This is a genomic window from Nocardia sp. PE-7, assembly GCF_030486425.1.
GTDB classification, from domain to species: Bacteria; Actinomycetota; Actinomycetes; order Mycobacteriales; family Mycobacteriaceae; genus Nocardia; species Nocardia salmonicida_A.
In genome coordinates, this window is the sequence record NZ_CP129614.1 from 6,766,564 (window position 1) to 6,782,522 (window position 15,959).

Annotated in this window: 13 protein-coding genes; 9 read left to right on the forward strand and 4 right to left on the reverse strand. The window is 68.0% G+C overall.

Annotation, left to right across the window (positions count from 1 at the left end; all coding sequences use genetic code 11):
• Positions 1-19: 19 nt before the first annotated feature.
• The 7 genes from QX204_RS31685 to QX204_RS31715 all read left to right on the forward strand — a co-directional run bounded on the left by QX204_RS31685 (position 20) and on the right by QX204_RS31715 (position 9,005).
• A complete protein-coding gene (locus QX204_RS31685) occupies positions 20-397 on the forward strand; it encodes a hypothetical protein (protein ID WP_301908180.1) in 378 nt (125 codons plus the stop codon).
• On the forward strand, positions 394-1,539 hold the full coding sequence (locus QX204_RS31690) for a cation:proton antiporter (protein ID WP_301904122.1): 1,146 nt from the start codon (positions 394-396) through the stop codon (positions 1,537-1,539). Before QX204_RS31685 ends, QX204_RS31690 begins: the two co-directional genes overlap by 4 nt.
• 117 nt (positions 1,540-1,656) lie before the next feature.
• On the forward strand, positions 1,657-3,348 hold the full coding sequence (locus tag QX204_RS31695) for a cutinase family protein (protein WP_301904123.1): 1,692 nt from the start codon (positions 1,657-1,659) through the stop codon (positions 3,346-3,348).
• A 305-nt stretch (positions 3,349-3,653) separates the two neighbouring features.
• Positions 3,654-4,520 (forward strand): hypothetical protein, encoded by an 867-nt coding sequence (locus QX204_RS31700; protein ID WP_301904124.1) that lies wholly within the window; start codon positions 3,654-3,656, stop codon positions 4,518-4,520.
• Positions 4,521-4,791: 271 nt separating this feature from the next.
• The gene (locus tag QX204_RS31705) at positions 4,792-6,144 is read left to right on the forward strand and encodes a WS/DGAT/MGAT family O-acyltransferase (protein ID WP_301904125.1); all 1,353 of its coding nucleotides are present in this window, start codon (positions 4,792-4,794) and stop codon (positions 6,142-6,144) included.
• A 44-nt stretch (positions 6,145-6,188) separates the two neighbouring features.
• Complete coding sequence (locus QX204_RS31710) at positions 6,189-7,307, forward strand: NAD(P)H-dependent flavin oxidoreductase (protein WP_301904126.1); 1,119 nt, start codon at positions 6,189-6,191, stop codon at positions 7,305-7,307.
• 261 nt (positions 7,308-7,568) lie between these two features.
• A complete protein-coding gene (locus QX204_RS31715) occupies positions 7,569-9,005 on the forward strand; it encodes a threonine/serine exporter family protein (protein ID WP_301904127.1) in 1,437 nt (478 codons plus the stop codon).
• Between the two features lie 7 nt (positions 9,006-9,012).
• Here the strand turns inward: QX204_RS31715 and QX204_RS31720 are convergent, their stop codons facing one another.
• On the reverse strand, positions 9,013-9,786 hold the full coding sequence (locus tag QX204_RS31720) for a GntR family transcriptional regulator (protein ID WP_301904128.1): 774 nt from the start codon (positions 9,784-9,786) through the stop codon (positions 9,013-9,015).
• Between the two features lie 297 nt (positions 9,787-10,083).
• Here QX204_RS31720 and QX204_RS31725 point away from each other — a divergent pair, with 297 nt between their 5' ends.
• Positions 10,084-10,908: a hypothetical protein gene (locus tag QX204_RS31725; RefSeq protein ID WP_301904129.1), complete on the forward strand. Its 825-nt coding sequence runs from the start codon at positions 10,084-10,086 to the stop codon at positions 10,906-10,908.
• A 131-nt stretch (positions 10,909-11,039) separates the two neighbouring features.
• Here the strand turns inward: QX204_RS31725 and QX204_RS31730 are convergent, their stop codons facing one another.
• On the reverse strand, positions 11,040-13,412 hold the full coding sequence (locus QX204_RS31730; protein WP_301904130.1) for a lysylphosphatidylglycerol synthase transmembrane domain-containing protein: 2,373 nt from the start codon (positions 13,410-13,412) through the stop codon (positions 11,040-11,042).
• A 162-nt stretch (positions 13,413-13,574) separates the two neighbouring features.
• Here QX204_RS31730 and QX204_RS31735 point away from each other — a divergent pair, with 162 nt between their 5' ends.
• On the forward strand, positions 13,575-14,624 hold the full coding sequence (locus tag QX204_RS31735; RefSeq protein WP_301904131.1) for an NAD-dependent epimerase/dehydratase family protein: 1,050 nt from the start codon (positions 13,575-13,577) through the stop codon (positions 14,622-14,624).
• Here QX204_RS31735 and QX204_RS31740 read toward each other — a convergent pair.
• A complete protein-coding gene (locus QX204_RS31740) occupies positions 14,540-15,481 on the reverse strand; it encodes an MBL fold metallo-hydrolase (protein ID WP_301904132.1) in 942 nt (313 codons plus the stop codon). The genes QX204_RS31735 and QX204_RS31740 overlap by 85 nt on opposite strands.
• A 91-nt stretch (positions 15,482-15,572) precedes the next feature.
• On the reverse strand, positions 15,573-15,959 hold the full coding sequence (locus tag QX204_RS31745; protein WP_056823987.1) for an Hsp15 family ribosome-associated heat shock protein: 387 nt from the start codon (positions 15,957-15,959) through the stop codon (positions 15,573-15,575).

A 15,959-nucleotide genomic window follows, 5' to 3' on the forward strand; every position in this document is an offset into this window, starting at 1 on the left:
TGAGTCGATGACCGAAGCGATCCTGCAGGTGAAGTGGAAGTCCGCCCCGGAAGACCACGACTATCCGGCCGCCGCCGACTATCTCGAGCTACTCGGCGACCAGGCACTGGTCGACGCGGTCGTGGCCGAGCTCAGGGCCGCGCCGGTGGTCGTCAAGAAGGTGAAGGACATTCTGCGGGCCTCCCAGCTCCATGCCCTCACCCCGGACAACCCGCATGTGCGCAGGGACCTGCTCAAGGTGACCGAGGGCAAGAGGCTCTCGCCGATCCTGCTGGTGCGCGGCAACTGTCGCCTGAACGTGCCGATGCTGATCGCCGACGGCTACCACCGGGTGTGCGCGCTGTACTGGGCCGACGAGAACATCGAGGTACCGGCCAAGATCGCCGCGATGCCATGACCTTCGCGACCCTGGCGCTGGTGGTCGCGCTCGGGTTGATCGGGCCGCTGCTGGCTTTGCCCAAGCAGCTGTACCTGCCGGTGCTGCTCGGCGAGATGGTCGCGGGGATCATCTTCGGCACCACTGGTTTCGGCATCCTCGACCCCACCGATCCGATTTTCGTCTTCCTCGCCGATATGGGTTTCGCGCTGGTGATGTTCGCCGCGGGGACCCACGTGCCCGTGCGTGATCCGCAGGTGCGCACCGCGCTCGGCAGCGGTGCCGCGCGGGCCGTGCTGGTCGGCGTGGTCGCGGCGGTCGCGGGCTGGGCGGTGGCGCAGACGTTCGACATCGGGCACGCGGCCGTCTACGCGGTACTGATGGCGTCGTCGTCGGCGGCGATGGCATTGCCGATCATCGATTCGATGCGGTTGAGCGGGCCGCCGGTCCTGTCGCTCACCGCACAGGTGGCCATCGCCGATACCGCGTGCATCGTCGCGCTGCCGCTGGTGATCGATCCGGCGAACGCCCTCAGAGCCGCGATCGGCGCGGTGGCCGTCGCGCTCTGCGCGGTGGTGATGTTCTTCGTCCTGCGCTACCTGCAGAAGACGGGTGCGCAGCGGCAGGTGCACGAGGTGTCCGAGGACCGGAAGTTCACGCTCGAACTGCGGGTGAGTCTGGTTCTGGTGTTCGCGCTGTGCGGGGTGGCGAGCGCGATGCACGTCTCGATCATGCTCGGCGGGTTCGCGGCGGGCCTGGCGGTGGCCGGGGTCGGCGAACCACGGCGGGTGGCCAAGCAGGTGTTCGCGATCAGCGACGGCCTGCTCGCTCCCCTGTTCTTCGTCTGGCTCGGCGCTCGGCTCGATCTGCGGGAGCTCGGGGAGCATCCGCAGTTCATCCTGCTCGGCCTCGCTCTCGGCTTCGGCGCGGTCGCCGTGCACTGCGCAGCGCGACTGCTCGGCCAGCCGGTGGCCTACGGCGCGCTGGCCGCGGCCCAGATCGGGGTGCCGGTCGCGGCGGTGACCGTCGGTAGCCAGTTGGGGGTGCTCGTGCCGGGTGAGGGCTCGGCGATCATGTTGGCGACGCTGTGCACCATCGTGGTGGCGGCGATAGCGGCCGGGCGGCTCGCGGCGAGGGCGTCCGCTCCCGCCGTCGACCTGTGAGCCCGATCAATTCCCGTACGCGTCAGTAACGATCTTGCTGGTGGTCACGACAATGTTCGTGACATGCGGCCCGTCGGGGGGCCTGCCCACCTGTAGGTCATTCGAACGGGATCACATATGAATCTGCGTGAGTTTCTTGCGAAACATCGCCTTGCTTCAGCTGTTGCCGCGCCTGCGGCGTTGGGGGTCGCGGCGATCGTGGCCGCTTCGTTCGCGGTCACGTCGCAGCCTGCTTCACCGAGCTACGAGCTGACCACGTCGGTGACCGAGTGCCGCGAGATGGTGACCATCTCGGTGGCCGGTCGCAACGACACCCCGGTCGAGGGCACCACGGCGATGCTGCTCGACGCCAACGGAAACCCGCTGCCCGCCGCACTGTCGGGCGACCACAGCAGCGTGTGGGTGGATCCGGTGGTGAACGCACCGCGCGACGATCTGGCCGAGGGCGAGTACGCGGCGGTGTACATCGCCTACCCGGCCGATATGTCGACCTATGAGGACGCGGTCAACGCGGGTGTCGCCAACACCCAGCAGGTGATGCGCGAGATCTCCGCGGCCTGCCCGGACACCAAGTTCTCCATCGTCGGCTACAGCGAGGGCGCCGACGTGGTGCGCCGCGTGGCCGAGGGCATCGGCAACGACGACCCCGCGGACGGGTACGCGACCGTGAATCCGGACGACGTGCTCGGTGTGGTGATGTTCGCCGATCCCGGTCGCAAGGCCGGGGACGGCACGTTCCTCGGCGCCGAGGACCCGTTCGCCAACCCGGACAACTTCGACCAGAAGTACCAGAACGGCACCAAGCCGATCTCGGGCCAGGGCGTGACCACGGGCAACGACTTCGGCGCGCTCAACGGCAAGATCGCCTCGTTCTGCTCCGAGGGCGACCTCACCTGCGCGGCGCCGGAGAACATCTCGCTGCTGCAGCTGGCCGCCAATGTGGGTCGCCAGATCAATATCGACGACCTGCAGCGCGACGGGCTCACTCCGGCCACCGGCCAGGACATGGCCTTCACGCTGGGCCGCATCGCGATGGCCGCGTTCTCCGACATCGGTTCGAACCCGAACTGGATGGCCAGCGACGAAACCTTCCTCGACGTGCTGCTGAAGGTCTCCGACCCGGATTACAAGCCGGGTCAGACCACCACCACCCCGGCGAAGGCCGACGTGATCGCCGGTGAGCAGCTCTCGCCGCTGGCGTACCTGCCGCAGAAGATCTTCAACGAGATCGTCGGGCTGATCGTGACGAACCAGAACACGATCCCGGTGGCGATGAGCGATCCGTACCAGCTCACCCTCGGCCCGAACGGCACCGGTCACCACTTCGACTACTGGCGTGATTCCGACTCCGCGAACGGCAAGCCGCTGACCTCGGCGGAGTACGCCGCGGCGTGGCTCACGCACCTGGCCAAGCAGGCACAGGCGGGCGAGACGGTGAACACCAAGGCCGCACCGGACGACTCCTCGGTGACAGCCGCGCTGGCAGCTCCGACGAAGCCGGCGACGACCACCACCGCGCCGACCACCACGTCGAAGTCGACCACCACGAAGTCGACGACGACCAGCCCCAAGTCGACCACCACGTCGAAGACGGACACCAGCACCACGGCGCCGTCCACGACAGCGGCCCCGACCACCACCCCGTCGACCACCACACCGGAACCGGCGACGAACCAGGCCGCCGCACCCGCCCCGACCACGACCGTGGCTCCCACCACGACGGTGGCGCCGACCACGACGCTGGCTCCCACCACGACTGTCGCGCCGACCACCACGGAGACTCCGACAACCACACCTTCAGCCAACTAGTCACCAACCACGAGATCCCCGGTGGGCAGCGATAACCGCTGCGCACCGGGGATTTTCGTCTGCAGGCCCGGCACAGGTTCGGCGACCGGAGGGAACTCACCGAAACCGGCCGGGCCGTCTACGAGAAGGCGAAACCGACCCACGATCGAGCACTCGAAACCGCACTCGCCGAGCCGAGCAGATCCCGGAAATGGCCCCCCTCATCGGTTTTCCGCACAGGATTCCGGCACCGAGCTGACACGCGACATCGATGCCAACGCGCCGATCATGGTGACTGTTGCGGGTACCGGTGCAATGATCGCTTGGTGACTCAGTGGCTTCCACTCCTCGGCTCGCTCCCGGTCGCCGGCGCAGTTCTGGTCGGCGTCATCGCCAACAACCGAACCCACCGCGAAGGAATCGCGGCCGCCGATGAGCGCGGCAGGCAGGCGCTCGACGCCGCCCAGCGCAATGTCGAGCTGTCGAATATGGTGGGCGACCAGCGCGATCACGAGGCGTGGCGCCGCGAGGCGGTGCTCGCCGCGGTCGCCTCGATCCTGGAGACCTCGGCCTCGGTGCGCTCCGATCTGACCACCTGCGGCGAGTGGGATCTGGTCACGGCCGACGAGATCGACGGCGTCGGCGCGCAGATTCACAAGGTGATCTGGGATCGCCCCGGCAGCATGCTGACTCGCCTGCGGGTGGTGGCGCATCGCCGGATTCCCAACAAGTGCGAGGACCTGCTACGCACCCTCACCGCCGCCCAGCACATCACGATGCAGCGGCTGAAACTGCACATCGACGTGGAGGCGACCGTCGAGGAGCTCGAGGAGATGGCCTCGCTGTGGCAGAAGGCGATGCGCCACGCGGCCGAGCAGGAGCGGGCGCTGGTCGAGACGACCCGCATCGAACTCGGCATCGAGATCGCGTCGAAAGGCACGGGGGTAGAGCCTGTTCCGGCGCCTCAGCCGACGACCACCGAAACCCGTTCGGAAGAAGTCGCCGTCGAGGAAGTCACCGAGGAACGGCCCACCGAGCCGGAGCGAGCGGCCGAGCCGGAGCCGCCCGTCGAGCCGGAGCAGGCCGTCGAGCCACAGCAGTCGGTCGAGCCGGAGCACGCGAACGAGGCGGCGCGGCAAGATGATCCGCGCGACGCCGTCGACCCGCGCGAAGCGCAGACCGTCAAGGTCTGACCTCGACGAATGTAAGCCGACCCGGCCGGATGCTCATCGCTGTAGCGGCTCGGACAGCTCGTTTTCGAACAGCTCGAGCATCCAGTAGTGTTCCGCCGAATGAACATCCGGCGAACAGCATAGAGTTCGTGATGGTCTGCGCGTTCAGCTGACGCGACACCATACGGCCGGGTAGCGTGGATATATGGCACGCAGGGGTGCCATACCCGACAGCGTGGTCGATCGTCTGAAGACTTCTCACCGAACCACTCTCGTCAGGGGGCGATCTCTCATGGATTTCATCGCGCCGTTGGATGCGCTGTTCTTGCTCGCGGAATCTCGTGAGCACCCGATGCACGTCGGATCACTGCAGTTGTTCGAACCGCCGGAAGACGCCGGTCCCGACTATCTGCGCGAGTTCCGCGACACCTTGTTGGCCGACAAGAACGTTCGGCCCACTTTCAGTAAGCGGCCCGCCACCTGGCTGGGCGCACCGCAGATGGCGTGGACCCAGGACGACGACGTCGACCTGGAATATCACGTACAGCGCAGCGCCCTGCCCGGACCGGGCAAGATCGACCAGCTGCTCGACCACGCGTCGACCTTGCACAGCGGCCTGCTCGACCGGCACCGGCCGATGTGGGAGGTGCATTTCGTCGAGGGCCTGGCCGACGGACGTTTCGCGCTCTACTGGAAGATGCATCACGCACTGGTGGACGGGGTTTCGGCCCAGCGCCTGATGCGCCGCACGTTGAGCACCGATCCGTTCGCGACCGAGCTCATGCGGCCGTGGAACCTGCCGCGCAAGATCGGTCCGGCACGCCCCGGTAAGTCGCGGCTCGGCGGGCTGATCGACACCGTCACCTCGGCGCGCTCGTCGACCACCGCGTTGATGAAGGCGACCCGCACCGGCCTGCTGCAGCAGCAGCTCACCCTGCCGTTCGAGGCGCCGCGCACGCTGTTCAACGTGCCGATCGGCGGCGCCCGCAAGTGCGCGGTGCGCAGCTGGTCGATGGATCGGGTCAAGCAGGTGAAGAAGGCCACCGGCGCCACGCTCAACGACGTGGTGCTGACGATGTCGGCGGGTGCGTTGCGGGCCTACCTGCTGGAGCGCGACGCGCTCCCGGACAAGCCGATGATCGCGCTGGTGCCGATGTCGTTGCGCGAGGACGACGATGTCGACACCCAAGGCGTGAAGGTCGCGGCGCTGCTGTGCAACCTGGGTACCGATATCGCGGATCCGCTGGAACGTCTTCGGGTGGTGAGCGAATCGACGCGTCGCAACAAAGAGGTGTACCGCTCGCTCACGCCGATGCAGACGTTGGCGATGGCCGGGGTGATGTTGAGTCCGCTGGCGGCGATGCTGTTGCCCGGATTCGCCTCGGTGGCGACGCCGCCGTTCAACATCGTCATCTCCAATGTGCCCGGTTCGACCGAGCCGCTGTATTGGAACGGCTCGCGCCTGGACGCCACGTATCCACTGTCGATCCCGCTCGACGGTCAGGCCGTGAACATCACCCTCACCTCCAGCGGCAACAACCTCGATTTCGGCCTCGTCGGCTGCCGCCGCACACTGCCCGACCTGCATCGACTGCTCGATCACCTCGAGGATTCGCTGGTGGCGCTGGAGGATGCCGCGCTCTAGAAATTAACCATTCTCGACTAAAATAGAACGTGTTACAGTTCGGTATGCGTACCGAATTCTGCGAACAGCTCGGCATCGAGTTCCCCATCTTCGCCTTCACCCACTGCCGCGACGTCGTAGCGGCGGTGAGCAACGCGGGCGGGTTGGGGGTACTCGGCGCGGTCGGCTTCACCGCTGAACAGCTCGAGGTGGAGCTGGCCTGGCTCGACGAACACGTCACCGGCATCTACGGCGTCGATCTGGTGATCCCGTCGAAATACGAGGGCAAGGGCGTCGACGGGCTCACCCCCGAGCAGCTGGAGAAGCAGCTGGCGCAGATGGTTCCGCAGGGCCATCGCGACTTCGCCCAGCAGATCCTCACCGACCACAACGTGCCCGCGCTGCCCGACGGTGAGCACCACAACGAGTTGCTCGGCTGGACCGCGACCACCGCGGGTCCGCAGGTCGACGTCATCCTGAACCACCCCAAGGCCAAGCTCGTGGCCAACGCGCTCGGCACCCCGCCCGACGACGTCGTCAAGCGCATCCAGGATTCCGGCCGGGTGATCGGCGCGCTGTGCGGCTCGGTCAAGCACGCGATGAACCACAAGGCGGCCGGCCTCGACTTCGTCGTGTGCCAGGGCACCGAAGGCGGCGGACACTGCGGCGAGGTGTCCTCGCTGGTGCTGTGGCCGCAGGTGATCGACGCGATCGGCGATGTGCCGGTGCTGGCCGCCGGTGGCATCGGCAACGGCGCGCAGGTCGCGGCGGCGCTGGCGATGGGCGCGGCGGGCGCGTGGACCGGGTCGCTGTGGCTCACCGTCGAAGAGGCCAATGTGCCGCCCGCCCAGATGGACACCTACCTCGAGGCAACCAGCCACGACACCATCCGCTCGCGTTCCTGGACCGGCAAGCCGTGCCGCATGCTGCGCAACGACTGGACCGATGCCTGGGAATCCACCGAGACCCCCGACCCGCTGCCCATGCCGCTGCAGATGATGGTCGCCCTCGACGGCGTCAAACGCGGACACCGCTACCCCGAGGCCGCCAAGGACGTGAACTTCAATCCGGTCGGGCAGGTCGTCGGCATGATGAACAAGGTCGAACGCAGCGCCGACGTGGTCAACCGCCTCGTGGAGGAGTACGTCACCGCCTACGACCGCCTCACCCGACTCAACGGCTGAGCTCTTCCGCCTCCCCGCGAATTTCAGCCAGACTCAGGTGCGGGGAAAGCCGGCGACGCGGCAAGCTTCGGAGCCGAGCCAGTCAGCCCGTACCCGATGAGTTACCCATGTGCTTGCGAGATCTCGGGAACCGGTGCGATCCATCGGTTGCTGAGACCGCTCACTGTGCGGGCTACCACTACACTCGGCGTATCTGACCTGCGGGGCGGTGTTCAGCACACCGCCCCGCGCCATTGCCCAACGGTTGCGGACGGCGGTGACATGGCTTCGGAGGAGTACGCGAGCAAGACGTGGAAGGTGGCCAGGGCCCGAGTCACCCACGCCATCGCCAAGATTCGCGAGGAATACGCCAAGGCAGCGCCACGGCCCACCGAGCACGACCCCGTCGACCCGCCCGTACCCGCCGATCTGCTGAATCTGCTGTGCCGCATCGGCGTCGCACTGGTCGGCGCGGGCGAGACCTCCGCCCGGGTGCAGGTCATCCTCGACAAGTTGTCGCGACGCTACGGCACCGACAACATCCATTTCATGGTGTTGCCCACCGCGGTGTTCGTCCGGGTGCGCACCGACGAAAGCTCCGCGATCGACATGCTCGACGCTCGCGTCGGCACCCTGCCGCTCGACCAGATCGACGGCCTCTACCGGCTCATCGACCGGATCGAGCAGGACGCGCCGTCGCCGAGCCAGGCGTCGACGGATCTGGACAAGATCCTCACCCAGAAGCCCGGCAGTCCGCCGTGGCTGATCCTGCTCGGGCAGGTGGTACTGACCGTCGGTATCGGCATGATGCTCAACCCGGGCGCGCGGGCGCTGGTCGGCTATGTGGTGCTCGGCCTCGTCGTCGGCGCGCTGACCCAGCTCGCCGACAAGGTGCGGCTGCTGTCGATGGCGTTGCCGGTGGTCGCTTCGGCGGTGGTCGCGGCCCTCGCGTACGGCTTTCCCGGCGCGCTCGCCGGTGGGCAACCGCAGCAGTTGCTGATTCCCGCGGTCGCGACGCTGCTACCCGGCGCGATGCTCACCAACGGCACGATCGAGTTGGCCACCGGATCGATGGTGGCCGGCGCCAGCCGGGTGGTCTACGGCATCAACATGCTGTTCCTGCTGGCGCTGGGTTCCTACGTGGGAATCAGCCTGCTCGGACCACTATCGGATCCGCCGGTGAGCACTGCCCAATTGGGTTGGTGGGCACCGCTGCTCGGGGTGCTGCTGATCGGCTACGGGCATTCGTGGCGGTCGAGCGCGCCGCAGAACACGGTGGGGTGGCTGCTACTGGTCCTCTATGTCACCTACGCGGCCCAGGTCCTCGGCAAGCACGTGTCCGGTCCGCTGACCGGCACGTTCCTCGGCGGGCTCGTCGCCGTGAACGCCGCGTATCTGATCCAGAGCCGCAAGCACGCGCCGCCGACCCAGGTGGCGTTCCTGCCCGCGTTCTGGATGCTGGTGCCGGGCGGGATCAGCTACACCGGGATCTCCGACCTGGTCACGCATTCCCTGTCGGGGGTGTCGAGCGGCGGGCTCGAGGTGCTGGTGTCGGCGCTGCTCTCGGTGATGTCGATCGCGCTCGGCGTGATGGTCGGCTCGGGTCTGGCCACCGCGCACGCTCCGCGCGTCAGCACCATCATCGACACGGTGGTGCCACACCATCTGCCCTGGGTGCACACCTCGGGCACGACGAAGAAACCCGACTCAGACAGCTAGCGTTCAGTCAGACGGCCGAGCTCAGTGGCACCGTGTGGATCGGCGTCTCGCCGACGAGCTGGCCGAAGCGGGCGATCACCTTCTCGTGGTACAGCGCGAACAGGTCCCCGAACAGCGCGAGTTGCGCCTCGCTCGGCGCGGAGTCGGCGTCCCACACCGCGAGCAGCGCCCGCCAGACGAGCACGTGCAGATCGGGGGCGACGGCGAAGTAGGCGGCGATCGCCTCCGGCACCTCCACGACCATATCGGCGATCGAATTCAGCACCGCGCGTTGCATACTCATCTCGAGCACGCCGAGGAGCTTGCGCACCAACGCGATCTCGGCGGCGATGATGGCCGCGTGGTCGGGCACGGCATGGCGCGCCATCGCTTCCAGCTCGTCGACGGCGGCGGCGAGCTCGGCCGGATCGAGCACCTTCTCCCCCGCGGTATAGGCGAGCAGTGCCTCGCCGATGATCCCGCGCTCCACCTCGACGATGTCGGTGAACATCTCGGCGGCCACCGCGGGCGCGGTGATCGAGAACCGGAACAGGTGCCGGTAGACGTCCATGCCGCCCTCCACCCGCACATCGCGGATGGTGAATCCCTTGCCGCGCCTGGCCTCGACGAATCCGTAGGACTCGAGCCTGCCGAGGATGAGCTGGGCGGTGGCGCGGTTCATCCCGAACTCGTCGGCGACCTGACGCACCGATGGCATCAGCTGGCCGGGTCGGTACTCGCCGGTGGCTACCCGGCGCGCCAACTCATCGGCAACGTCGGCGACCACCGTCCGGGATCCCATCGAAACACCTTTCGGTCATCATCCGGCTACGTCCCAGACAGTTTAGGCGCTGGAACCCGACCCCGCACCCACCTGCCTGCGCTGTGGGGCGGTTCACGTCACACCGCTGTTCACTGCTTGGAACCGACCGAACAGCTTGTTCGGCAAGTGGTGGGCAACCAGGCCGACACCGAGGTACGCACAACCCGAACCGCAGTTCGTTCGCCGGGCAACGCGCACATCTGGATCAGACAGCACTGTGCGACACCGTGATTGAATACGCAGGCAACAGGGCAGCTAAACATCTCGGGAGGAATCGTGAGAACAACTCGGCTCGCCGCGAGCGCGGTTGCCGCACTCGCCGTGATCGCAGGCTTGTCCGGCTGCGGCAATGACGAGGAGGATCACTCAGCGCACGCGTCGAGCACCACCGCGATGCCGACGACGTCCGCCGCGGCCACCACCGCGACGAAGCTGACCGGGAGTTCGGCCGCCCCGCTGCCACCGCCGAGTCCGACGCATCCACCGCAACCCGCCCTCCAGGACGTGAACTGCGGCCAGGTCACCGGTGGAAACGGCGCCACCGCCGAGGTCATCGTGTTCGCCTCCGACGCGGGCCGGGCCGGCTGTACCGAGGCGATCAATGTCGTCTCCGATTACCTCGGGGTACCGCGCACCGGTGACGCCGCGGCCGTCGACGGCTGGACCTGCGAACCGCAGCCCGACGCCACGGTGCCGCATATCTGCGTCAATCAGGGCCTGACCATCGGCCTGCGCGGCAACGCGGCACCGGCAAGTCCACCGCCGCCCGCCCCGAGCCCGGTCCGCACGGTCGACCCGACCATGCCCCCGGTGACGACCACCAGCAGCGTCCCGCCCGCCCCGGCGCCCGTCGTCGACGACGTGAACTGCGGACCGGTCACCGACGCGGGCGGCGCCACCCGCACCGTGATCGCGATCGGCACCGCCGACGGCCGTGTCGGTTGCACCGAGGCGATCACCGTGGCCACCAGCTACGTCACCACGATCGCCCCGTCGAATTCGGTCGTCATCGACGGCTGGCAGTGCAATTCCCAGCCCGATACCCAGATCCCGCAGGTGTGTTCGAAGGACGGCCTCGTGATCGCCCTCAGAGCAACCTGACCCTGGAAGTTTCGTCATCGCGGCCCGCCCGATTCTGGACTGACCGAAGGGTGCGACGAAGGAGTGCCCGTAGGGAGGGAAGAATCGGGGCCCGAAGGGCCGCGACTCGAGCGCGCCAGCGCTCCAACAATTCAGATCATGTCCTTCTTGTCCAGCCAGCGCATGACGAACCAGCCGAGACCGACGGGGATCCAGCAGGTCAGCACGCGGTAGAGCAGCACGGCGGGGACCGCGATCTCGGCCGGGACGCCGAAGGCCGCGAGACCACCGATCAGCGCCGCCTCGACCGCGCCGACGCCACCGGGTGTCGGCGCGGCCGAGGCCAGCGTGCCGCCGATCATGGTGACGATGGTGACGGCCACGAAATCCGTGCCGCCGCCGAAGGCTTCGACGCTGGTCCACAGCGCCAGCGCCTGCCCGAGGGTGATCACGCCGCAGCCGCCGACGATGACCACGAATCGCTTCGGGTCCTTGGCGAGGTCGACGAGTTCGCCGAACACTTCCTTGACCTGCGGGCGCACTGAATGATTCACCCAGCGACGCAGCGTCGGCACGAACATGAACGCGCCGATCAGCCCCACGCCCACGCCCGCGGCCAGGTACAGCACCGTCGCGTCGGGCACGATGTGGGCCAGGTTGCTCGACGTTCCGGCCACCACACTGAACACCACGAGCAGCACCAGGTGGGTGAGCACCTGCATCGACTGCTGCATCGCCACCGCGGCCGTGGCCCGCAGCGTGGACATGCCCGCCTTCTGCAGGAACCGCACGCTCAGCGCCAGCCCGCCGACACCGGCGGGGGTCGTCGTCGCCACGAAGGTGTTGGCCAGCTGCTCCACGAGCAGATAGCGCATCTTGATCAGGCCGTCCGCGCAGGCGCCGAGCGCGGCGGCGGCGCCGACGTAGGTCAACCCCGACACGGCGAGACCCGCGAGCGCCCACCACCAGTTGAGCGTGCGCAGCTGACTGAAGAACGTCGGCACCTGGCTGAAGAACGGATACGCCACATAGACCAGCGCCACCAGCAGGACGAGCTGGATGAGCTGATTGCGAGAGAAGCGGGTGATCTGTTCGGACTGGATGCGGTCGTGACCGGTTTGCCTGCGCACCTCCTCGCGGGCGGTGGACATCACCTTGGTCCACTGCGGCACCGACTTTCGGATGCCGATCGACATGGCCGATTTCGTCAGGCGACGGGCCGCGAAGGCGACCTTGTCCTCGCCGAGCGCCTCGATCGCCGCCGAGACCGCCTCGTGTTTGCCGTAGAGCGAGGTGGTGGTCACCAGCAACTGGGCGATGTCGGTCTGCCGTTGCGACTCGGACGAACCGAATTCGGCGGCGGCGAAACCGCCGAACAGGGTGTCGCCCTGGCTGACTCGCACGAAGTCGGGTTGCAGATCGCCGAGGCTGATCTGATTGTCGTGCAGGCGGAGCAGCGAACGCCACACCCCGGGCAGCACCTGCGCCGACAAGGTCGCGATCGGCGTCCCGCGAGGCATGGTGTGCGCGTACAGCATCCAGCCGCGACTCAGTCCCGCCACCACGACCTGATGACTGTCGGCCATCCCGAGGTCACCGATCGCGATGCCGAGCAGCGCCCGATGTTCCACCGCCCGGTGCATGGATCCGTGCAGCGGTGCGGTCTCGCTGGAGCGGAAGGTGATCCAGCGCCACACTTGCCGGATCGCGCCGAAGCTGCGCTGGTTCTTGCCGTACAGCTCGACGACGATCTCGTCTTCGGGCCCGTCGACCTCGGTGGCGAGCAGCAACGGTCCGCGCCCGGCAGGCCGGTCCACCCGGAAGGCTTTCACGGTGTACCCCCGCCCGGCGAGCACCCGGACCGCGGCGTCGAGGGGGACCTCGAGCGCGGGCGTGCCGACCAGCCAGACGATCACCGCGCCGACCAACCAGCCGACCGCCAGGCCGAGCATCGCCCGCGCGGGCACCACCGAACTGACCACCAGGTGGATCGGCGCGAACATCAACAGCAGAAACCACATCCAGCGCCGCGGCCGCACCGGCAGCCACGGGCTCGACACGGTGAGCATGGCCGCGAGCATCGCGATCCAGCGTGGATCGTCGAGGAACTGGGACAGGAAGGTGTCGAAGCGGTCCGGGACCGGCATGTGCCATTTCGGCGTGGAGATGCCCGCGCCGGTGATCGACAGGGCGAGCACCGCGAGCAGTCCCGCCGCCCCGTACCCGGCCAGCAGCTTCCACTGCCTGCGCAACACGAGTTCGATGAAGATGGCGAACGGCAGGGCCAGGATGAGCATTCCGTAGATCAGGTAGACCATGGTCGCCTGGTCCTGGCTGAGGAAGTCCACGATCTTGGCGACCGAGCGTTCCAGCGCCAGCCACTCCGGCCGCGTGATCAGCGAGCCCGCGACCACCACGGCTACGCCTAGCCCCGCCAGCACCACCCGGACGATGTCACTGGTACGCCGGATCAGCGGTTGCAGGAGTTTCCCCGTGACCGGGATCTCCCGACCGTCGACTCGCATGAGCCGCACGATACACACCGACACGCCGCAGACCCGCCGGGACATCACCCAACCAGCACGGTCGTTCCCGCGCGCCGTGAAGCCGATCACAGGCCGTCACAAACACTGGCGGTACCCCGTCCAGGAAGTAGGAAAACCTCCACTCAGCCGGAAGGAACGATCATGCAGGTTCTGCTCGCAGGCGCCACCGGCGCCATCGGCCGCCCCCTGATCCGCGCGTTGACCGCGAACGGACACACGGTCTTCGCGCTCGTCCGCAATCCGAACGCGCACCCGCTCGTGCGCGAACTCGGCGCCACCCCGGTCACCGCCGATGTGCTCGACCGCGAGGCACTCCTGCGCGCTGTCGACGGCCTGCGCGCCGACGCCGTGATCCATCAGGCCACCGCCTTGCGTGAGGTGAAGGTGCAGCGCCGGATTCCGGCCGACGATCCGACCGGGCTGCTGCGGACGGTCGGCACGGCCACCCTGCTCGAGGCCGCGTCGGTGGTGGGCGCCGGGCGGTTCGTCACCCAGTCGCTGATCCTCGGCTACGGGTACCACGATCACGGGGACCGGCTCGTCACCGAGCGCGACCGATTCGGGGTATACGACGGCGGGGTGGCCGACGAGGTGGTTCACGCGTGCGTTTCCGGCGAGCGCCAGGTCTTCGACGCGCCCGGTGTCGACGGAATCGCGTTGCGGTACGGGCTCTTCTACGGTCCGGGAGCGTTCAGTGATCTGTTCGCGGACCTGATGCGCAAGCACGCGCCGGTCGGGCCGTTGGGCTCCGGTGGCGTCAATACCTGGGTCCATGTCGAGGACGCGGCCGCCGCCACCGTCGCCGCACTCGAACGCGGTGTACCCGGCCGCGCCTACAACATCGCCGACGACAACCCGATCACCTGGCAGGAGTTCTTCGCGGAGGTCGCCCGCAGCCACCGGGACTCCCCGCCCGATCCGCCTGCCCGCGTGGATGATCCGACTGGCGGTGCCCTATCTCGGCGCGCTCATGTCGGATACTTCGATGCGGATCTCCAGCCGGTTGGCCGACGACGAATTGGGTTGGAGCCCTCGGTATTCCAGCGTTTCCGCCGGTCTCGCCGCCTGACGGGTTCGATCCACCGCTTCCGGATGCGCCTCGCAGGTCAGTGCGGCGCCCTCGCCACGACAGCGGCGCGGTCGTGGCCGGGGATCACTTCGATGTCGGCCGGGAGGGCGTGCAGTCGGTGAACGGTTTCGAAGGCCCGGTCGCGGTTGGCGTCGAGTAGTTCGCCCAGGAGCGGAGCCTTCTCCCGGATGAGGTCGATCTGCAGGGTGCTCCACACCGCGTCGCCCGCGAGCAGGACGCGGGAGCCGTCGTCCACGGCGAGCAGGATGCCGACACTGCCGGGGGTGTGGCCTGCCAGGTCGACGATCAGGACGGAGCCGTCACCGAACAGGTCGTGACTGCGGGGGAAGGTGAGAACCGGCGGCCCGTCGAGTTCGTAGAGGTCGAAGGCACGGCCGCGCAGCGGCCCCCGGGCGACGCCGAGCGGCACCTGCGCACCGGCCATGGCCCACCGGTACTCGATATCGGGCACGCGGATCGGGACCAGGCCGGGCAGTTCGTACAGCCCCGCGACGTGGTCCCAGTGCAGATGTGTCGGCAGCACGAAGTCGATGTCGTTGCCGGTGAGGTCGTGGGCGGCCAGCACCTCGCTCAGCCCGTGCACCGGACTGTCGGGGGCGACCAGCAGCGGCACCGGGAAGGGCAGCTCGGGCAGCACTCGCTGGTGCACGCCCGCGCAGATGGCCGGGTCGACCAGGAAGGTGGCCTCCGGGTGGCGGATCAGGAACGTCGACATGGTCAGCTGCGTGGAGCGCAGGGTCCGCACACCCTCGGCGATGATCGTCGTCGGCGCGGACAGCTCCGCCTGCACGAGCGCGGTCAGACCTACGGTGTTGTGCGCGGGAGGTACGGGAACGCACTCCAGCCCGTCGAGAAATGCGGTATCGGCGCCGCGCGGCCAGAGCAGCCGTGGACCCGTGGTGACGACAGCGACCCAGCAAGCGAGAACAGTCGATAACATCGTCGTGCGCTCACCCATATGTGCCACCGTAGGCGATCGCCCACACCCCGACCACCGGGCCAGGTCGAGCCGCTGCTGTCAGCGGCCAACGCCCGATAACATTCGGCGTCTAGTCGGTGCGGCCCATCAACCGATCTGTTTCGCGCCGTTCACGTTTCGTGGGCCGACCCGCTCCACGCTCGCGCTGCGGCAGGGTGGCGAGGACTTCCTTCGGGGGCGGCGGCGGGCTGCGATCGATCAGGCACTGGGCGGCGACAGGCGGACCGACGCGCTTGTGGATGATCCGCTCGACGACGACGATGCGCTCGAGGCCGGCATGACGGACCCTGATCTCGTCACCCGGGCGGACGGTCAGCGCCGGTTTCGCCGTGACCCCATTAACGCGCACATGCCCGGCGCGGCAAGCTTCTGCCGCGGCCGAGCGTGTTTTGAACAGGCGCACTGCCCAGGTCCACGCGTCGACGCGGGCCTGGGTGTCGGAGTGCTGGGGGGTCAC

What these genes read in the sequence shown, in the direction of transcription:
- QX204_RS31690 (WP_301904122.1), top strand. Translation starts at nt 394, where the DNA reads ATGACCTTCGCGACCCTGGCGCTGGTGGTCGCGCTCGGGTTGATCGGG.
- QX204_RS31695 (WP_301904123.1), top strand. Translation starts at nt 1,657, where the DNA reads ATGAATCTGCGTGAGTTTCTTGCGAAACATCGCCTTGCTTCAGCTGTT.
- QX204_RS31705 (WP_301904125.1), top strand. Translation starts at nt 4,792, where the DNA reads ATGGATTTCATCGCGCCGTTGGATGCGCTGTTCTTGCTCGCGGAATCT.
- QX204_RS31710 (WP_301904126.1), top strand. Translation starts at nt 6,189, where the DNA reads ATGCGTACCGAATTCTGCGAACAGCTCGGCATCGAGTTCCCCATCTTC.
- QX204_RS31715 (WP_301904127.1), top strand. Translation starts at nt 7,569, where the DNA reads ATGGCTTCGGAGGAGTACGCGAGCAAGACGTGGAAGGTGGCCAGGGCC.
- QX204_RS31720 (WP_301904128.1), bottom strand. Translation starts at nt 9,786, where the DNA reads ATGGGATCCCGGACGGTGGTCGCCGACGTTGCCGATGAGTTGGCGCGC.
- QX204_RS31730 (WP_301904130.1), bottom strand. Translation starts at nt 13,412, where the DNA reads ATGCGAGTCGACGGTCGGGAGATCCCGGTCACGGGGAAACTCCTGCAA.
- QX204_RS31735 (WP_301904131.1), top strand. Translation starts at nt 13,575, where the DNA reads ATGCAGGTTCTGCTCGCAGGCGCCACCGGCGCCATCGGCCGCCCCCTG.
- QX204_RS31740 (WP_301904132.1), bottom strand. Translation starts at nt 15,481, where the DNA reads ATGGGTGAGCGCACGACGATGTTATCGACTGTTCTCGCTTGCTGGGTC.